The following is a 6,316-nucleotide window of genomic DNA, read 5'->3' on the forward strand; positions in this document are numbered from 1 at the left end:
ACCTGCTCGTGATCCGCCGTCTCCAGTTTCTTGAAGACTTCCATCGTACCCTCGGATGGAATGGCAAGGGGCTTAAGCCCCTTGTCTGAGCCGTGCGGGCGGATCAGGCCGCCTTCTTGAACATCCGGTACCAGCCGATGACGAAGGGCGCGGCGATGAAGATCGAGGAGTACGTGCCCACGATGATGCCGATGGTCAGGGCCAGGGCAAAGTCGTGGATGACGCTGCCCCCGAAGAGGACGAGCACCAGGGTCACGATCAGGGTCGTCCCCGAGGTGAGTATCGTGCGCGACAGGGTCTCGTTGATGGCTTTGTTGATGATCTCCTCCAGCGTCCTGCGCCGCAGGAGCTTGCGGTCCTCGCGGATGCGGTCGAAGACGACGATGGTGTCGTTCAAGGAGTAGCCGATCAGGGTCAGAATGGCGGCGATGATGGCGAGGTTGATCTCCTTGCCCAACAGGGAGAAGATGCCCAGGGTCACGAACACGTCGTGGAACAGGGCGATGATGGCCCCCAAGGCGAAGACGAACTCGAAGCGCAGGGAGATGTACAACAGGAGCCCGATCATGGCGGCGATGACCGAGTAGATGGCCGCGGTACCCAGCTCCAGGCCCACCTTGGGGCCGATGACGTTCACGCCCTGGATCTCGAAACCGGAAAGGTAGCTCCCGGCGAGGAGCCGATTCACGGCCTCGGAGTCGAGCCCCGCGTCCCGGGCCAGCTGCTCGACCTCGGCGGTGTCCCCGAGGAGGCGCATGGTCTGGATGCCGCCCAGGTTCCGGGCCCCGGCGAACGCATCGGCAAGGAGCCCGGCGTTTTCGATGCCCATGAGGGGCTCGAGGAGCTTCGCGTAATCCGAGCGGGAGTTGGGGGCGTTGAGGTTCACCAGGCCGGCGGTGGACCCCCCGGCGGGCAGCCCCACCGGTGGGCGCAGCTCGGAGAGAACCTCGCTGATGCTGGTGTGGGTCGTCCGCTCGATCATCCGCTCGATGGTGGTGGCCAACACCCGCGCGTCGGCGGTGTTGAGGGCGGGCCTCGTCTCCACGCCGACGGTCACCGCGAAGGGGTTCTCATCGAGATCGAAGTTCTCCTTGAAGAAACCCAGGTACTCCGCGGGGAAGCCATCTATCTGGGTGAGCTCGTCGAAGGAGGTGAAGTGCCCGACGGTATCCCGCCGGTGGACGATGGCGGCGGCCAGGGCCTCCCCCGTGTTCGCCACCTTGTTGCGGATGACCACCTCGTCCGCGGCGGTACCCTGGGTATAGACGTCCATGTCGAGGCCGCCGCGGATTTTCGTCAGGTCATCGGTAGAGATGGCCTCGGCGAACTTGACCTGGACCCGCACGCCGCCGGTGAAGTCAATGCCGAGGTTGAACCCCCCATTGATGATGAAGCTGACGATGCCCGCCAGGATGACCAACCCGGAGGCGAGGAAGGCGATTCTCCGCCGGCCGATGAAATCGAAATGGGCGTCGGTGAAAATCTGCAAGTTCAACCCCCTTGCCTTTCAAGGCGTCCGTTCGGGGCGGTGCCGAGGGGTGGGAACAAGGGGTTTTGCCGAAGGCATAGCTCGCTTCGCTCGGTTAAACCCCTTGCCTTTCCCCTTGTCTCAACAAAAAACCGCGCTCGCCGGCCGATCTAGATGGAAAGCTTCGTCAGGTGCCGGCGACGTATGCGGAAGTCGAATATCGCCCGGGTCACGAGGATCGCGGTGAACATGCTGGCCAGGATGCCGATGGCCAGCGTGACCGCGAAGCCCCGGATAGCCCCCGTGCCCAGGACGTAAAGCACACCGGCGGTGATGAGTGTGGTGATGTTGGAGTCGAAGATGGTGATGAAGGCCTTGTCGTATCCGACGTTGATGGCCGTGGCCACCGCCACCGCGGGCTTGGTCGCGCCCGACTCGCCCAGCCGCACGCCCTTGCGCAGCTCCTCGCGGATGCGCTCGAAGATGAGCACGTTGGCGTCCACGGCCATGCCGATGGTGAGGATGATGCCGGCGATGCCGGGCAGGGTGAGGGTGGCGCCAAAAATGGCCAGCGCGGCGATGATGATGATCATGTTGAACAAGAGGGCCACGACGGAGATAACGCCGGAGAAACGATACCAGAAGATCATGAAGCCCATCACCAGCACGAGCCCCACGAGGGCCGCCGTCACGCCGTACTTGATCGAGTCCGAGCCCAGACTCGGCCCGATGGTGTCCTCCATGACCACGTTCAAGGCCACCGGCAGGGCCCCGTTGCGCAGGTTGATCGCCAGATCCTTGGCCCGATCCACGGTGAAGTTGCCCCGGATGATGCCCTCGCCGGGAATCTCCTCCTCGATGACCGGGGCCGAGATGACCTCGTCGTCCAGGATGATGGCCAGCTGACTTCCCACGTGGGTGCCGGTGACCTCCCGGAAGGCCTCGGCGCCGGTGTAGTTGAAGGAGAAGCTCACGGCGGGCAGGCCCTGCTGGCTCTCGCGGGTGTACTGGGCATCGGTCAGGTCGGAGCCCTTGATCGGGCGGCGGGCGTCCAGGAGGTAGATCTGATAGTAGCTCTCCACGGGGGAGCCGTACGCGTCGGTCAGGCTCTGCGCTATCTCGTTCTCGTAGTCCGCGGAGTTCTTGTCCAGCCGCTGCTCCACCGAAAGGGCCAGCCGGAAGCCGGGGTATTCGGAGACCAGCCCCCGGTCGTTGATCAGCTTGTCCAGCCCGTTCCTCATGGAAGCGGGGGCGTAGATGCCGTGCCCGAGGTTGTAGACGTTGGACAGGACCGATCGGTAGACGGGGTAGCCGGAGGCCTTGGACAGAATCTTCTCCAGCCGGCCCTCGGAGTCCACCAGCATGAACTCGAGCACCGCCCGCTCCCCGATGAGCTTCTTGGCCCGTTCCGTGTCGTTGATACCCGGCAGCCGGACGACGATGCCCGAGTCGCCTATCTGCTCCACCTCGGGCTCGGCCACGCCGAACTCGTCCACCCGGCGGCGGATGATCTCCAGGACGGTGTCCAGCGTGACCTGCTCGTCGCCGGGGGGCACGTTGGACATATCCGCCTCGTAGCGCATCACCATGCCGCCCGAGAGGTCCAGGCCCAGCTTGACCTTGTCCACGGGCATCCATTGGGACACCTCGGGGGGCAGGCTGTCCAGGACGCCGGTGGTCGGCAGGGCGAAGGCCAGGGCGAAGGCGAAGACCAGCCAAGCGATGAGTCCGTAGAACCGGCGCTTTCTCGCCATTTACGCTCCTCGCGGGTGAGTGGCGACCGATGGGTTACCGCAATTCTTTGGAGCTTCCGCAGCTCTCAGCTCAAACACGTTCGGCTCCCGGAACGGGCAGAGGGATTCTAGATAATACCGGCTAAATGGCCTACCGACCGTCGCTCACTCCCAGCTCCAGGCAGGCGGTCGCTTCCAATTCCGGGGGACTCGTCAGCCCGGCGGCCAGCAGAAAAAATCCCCGGGCGGCCACCATGGCCGCGTTGTCCATCGCGTACTCGAGGGGGGCGAAGCGGACCTCGACTCCCTCGTCTTCGGCCCGTCGGGACAGCATTTCGCGCAGGCCCCGATTGGCCGCCACCCCGCCTCCGACGACCAGCTTTTTCAGAGAAATTTCCCGGCAGGCGGCCAGCGCCTTTTCGGTGAGGGTCTCGACGACCGCGGCCTGAAAACCCGCCGCGACCCCCGCCCTCCGCTCCTCCAACCGACCCGCCCCTTCCAGCTCGGCCACCCGTCGCGCCACGGCGGTCTTGAGCCCCGAGAAGCTGAAATCGAGCCCCTCGGGCAGCGGCCGGGTGAACGGCTCCGGCTCGCTCTCGCAGGTGGCGGCCAGCTCGTCGAGAACCGCTCCCGCCGGGTAGGGGATGCCCAGCAGGCGCCCCACCTTGTCGTAGGCCTCGCCCGCGGCGTCGTCCAGCGTCTCCCCCAGCAACCTGAACCGAAGCAGACCCCTCCCCCCCCCTCTCCCGGCCCAACTTCGTAGTTCAGCCCCACCAGGAGCGCGCCGGTGAGCCCCGGGCCGTAGGTGGCGGCCACGCCGCCCAGGTCGTCGTAAGTCACCCCGGCGACCGAGAGCGCGTCGCGGACCACGGGCAGAATCCTCGCCGCGTGGTTCCGCCCGGCCAGCTCGGGGACCACCCCGCCGTACCGGGAGAAGAAGGCGGCCTGGGAGCTGACGACGTCGGACAGAACCCGGCGCCCGTCCTCCACGACGGCGGCCGCCGTCTCATCGCACGAGGTCTCCAGGCCCAGAACCAGCAGCGCGCCACCTCACTTCGGAGGAGCGGATTTTAGCACACGCCCCGCCCCACGGCAAGCTCATCGGTTCACCCGCCGGATGAGCACCAGTCCCGCCAGACCGAAGAGGATGTTCGGCAGGAAGGCGGCGACGAAGGGAGAGATGACGCCGCGCTGGCCGAAGGCCCGGCCCACGGCGATGAATCCCCATAAAATGAAGCCCAGAAGCACCGCCATCCCGAACCCCAGGGCGGTACCCGACCGGGCGGTGCGGATGGCCAGCGGCGCCCCGATGAGAATCACGATCAGGTTCGCCAAAGGGACGCTTACCTTCAGGTCCAGCTCCACCCGCTCCTTGGCCGGGTCCTTGCCGGCCCGCTCCATCCGCTCGATGTGGGCGGAAAGCTCGCCGTAGGTCATGTCCTCCGGCGTCCGCGCCTCGATGGCGAACTCCCCCGGCGCCTCGGTTATCGGCACCACCATCTCCTCCACGTCAACGAGCGTCAGCTCCTGGCCCTCGGGGCCGAAGGTGCGCACCTCGCAGTCGTAGAAGTGCCACTCACCGTCCAGATACTCGCCCACCGCGGCGTCCACCCGCTCCACGGCGAGCTCCGGGGTCTCGGGGTCGAAGCTGATGAGCGTCGGCCGGCTCATCCGACCGTTGTAGGCGTCCATCTGCCCCGTGTAGAGGATGAGGTTTCCCGAGAGCGACGTCGAGTAGTCGGTGACCTTCATCATCGCCTCGCGGTCCAGCCCGTCGAAGACCCACTTTTTGATGGCCACGCAGCGCTCGTTGGCGTAGGGCACCACCGTCTCGCCGAAGACCCACACCCCGACGCCGATGAGCGTCCCCAGGACGACGAGGGGCGCGAAGACCCGGTACAAAGACACGCCGCTCGCCTTCATCGCCGTTATCTCCGACCCCTTCCCCAGGATGCTGATGCAGAAGAGCACCCCCAAAAGCACCGCGATGGGGTTGACCCACTTGACGACGAAGGGGATCATGTAGAGGTAGTAGCTGGCGATGGTGCCGACATCGGTCCCCTTCTGGAGGAACTTGCCCACCGTCTCGATGAAGTTGACGACGAGGTAGATGGCGACGAAGGCCGCCAGCGCGTACAGGTAGTAGCGCAGGAAGTGGCCGGCGATGTAGCGGTCGAGGGTCCGTCCGAGCATGGGCCTTGAAGAAGAGGTTACACGGAGAGGATACCTGTTTCCGCGCTCCGGGGCAAGGACCTCCCTTGACCGCGGGGCCCCGCTTGGGTATAGTACTCACGCGACACGGACATCCCCCTCCAAGGACGGCGGTCATGGGCGTCATCAAGGGCAAGCTGAAGGGCAAGGGCAAGCGGGTGGCCGTCATCGCCTCGCGCTTCAACGAGTTCATCACCCTGCGCCTCCTGGGCGCGTGCCTGGACACCCTCCACCGCCACGAGGTGGAGGCCGACGACATAGACGTCATCTGGTGCCCGGGGGCCTGGGAGATTCCGGCGGTGGCGAAGCGGGTGGCTCCGAAGTACGACGCCACCATCTGTCTCGGCGCCGTCATCCGGGGCGGAACGCCCCACTTCAACTACATCGCCGCCGAGGTCGCCAAGGGCATCGCCCAGGTGGGCCTGTCCTGCGAGAAGCCGGTGGTCTTCGGCGTTTTGACCACGGACACCATCGAGCAGGCCATCGAGCGGGCGGGGGCCAAGGCGGGGAACAAGGGTGACGACGCGGCCCTGGCCGCGCTGGAATTGATGGACCTCTACGGCCAACTGAAATAATCCCCTCCCCCCCCTCTGGGGGGAGGGTTAGGGAGAGGGGTAATGTAGGGCGGGGATTCCCATCCCCGCCGTTTGTATGGGTCGAAATGGGAGCCGTTGATTTTCGCTGCTTTCTACCCTCACCCCGGCCCTCTCCCTTAAAGGGAGAGGGGGACGCAACCCCGACCCTCACCCCCGGTTGCGCCGACGTAGGGCGGCCCCTCCGCGGGCCGCGCGTTTTCTACGTTCCCGACCCCGACCCTCGTCCCCGACCCGTAGGCGCGCCTCTCCCTGGGAGGGCGAGGGGACCGGCCCTCACCCCCGGTTGCGCCGACGTAGGGCGGCCCTTC

Annotated in this window: 5 protein-coding genes and 1 pseudogene; 1 reads left to right on the forward strand and 5 read right to left on the reverse strand. The window is 65.9% G+C overall.

Annotated features, from left to right (window positions below; genetic code table 11):
• Positions 1-103 precede the first annotated feature (103 nt).
• The 5 genes and pseudogenes from secF to NTW26_08280 all read right to left on the reverse strand — a co-directional run bounded on the left by secF (position 104) and on the right by NTW26_08280 (position 5,394).
• The gene (gene secF / locus NTW26_08260; GenBank protein MCX7022244.1) at positions 104-1,489 is read right to left on the reverse strand and encodes a protein translocase subunit SecF; all 1,386 of its coding nucleotides are present in this window, start codon (positions 1,487-1,489) and stop codon (positions 104-106) included.
• A gap of 149 nt (positions 1,490-1,638) precedes the next feature.
• Positions 1,639-3,222, reverse strand: a complete 1,584-nt coding sequence (gene secD / locus NTW26_08265) for a protein translocase subunit SecD (protein ID MCX7022245.1) — start codon at positions 3,220-3,222, stop codon at positions 1,639-1,641.
• 130 nt (positions 3,223-3,352) lie between these two features.
• Positions 3,353-3,913 carry a hypothetical protein gene (locus tag NTW26_08270; protein MCX7022246.1) on the reverse strand — a complete coding sequence of 187 codons (561 nt, stop codon included), beginning with the start codon at positions 3,911-3,913 and terminating at the stop codon, positions 3,353-3,355.
• Between the two features lie 110 nt (positions 3,914-4,023).
• Positions 4,024-4,119, reverse strand: a pseudogene (locus NTW26_08275) (hypothetical protein).
• Positions 4,120-4,299: 180 nt separating this feature from the next.
• Positions 4,300-5,394, reverse strand: coding sequence for an LptF/LptG family permease (locus tag NTW26_08280; GenBank protein ID MCX7022247.1), 1,095 nt, complete (start codon positions 5,392-5,394; stop codon positions 4,300-4,302).
• Positions 5,395-5,528: 134 nt separating this feature from the next.
• Here NTW26_08280 and ribH point away from each other — a divergent pair, with 134 nt between their 5' ends.
• Positions 5,529-5,987, forward strand: coding sequence for a 6,7-dimethyl-8-ribityllumazine synthase (gene ribH, locus NTW26_08285; protein ID MCX7022248.1), 459 nt, complete (start codon positions 5,529-5,531; stop codon positions 5,985-5,987).
• Positions 5,988-6,316: the final 329 nt, after the last annotated feature.

The sequence above is a fragment of the bacterium genome, assembly GCA_026398675.1.
In the GTDB taxonomy this organism is placed as follows: domain Bacteria; phylum RBG-13-66-14; class RBG-13-66-14; order RBG-13-66-14; family RBG-13-66-14; genus RBG-13-66-14.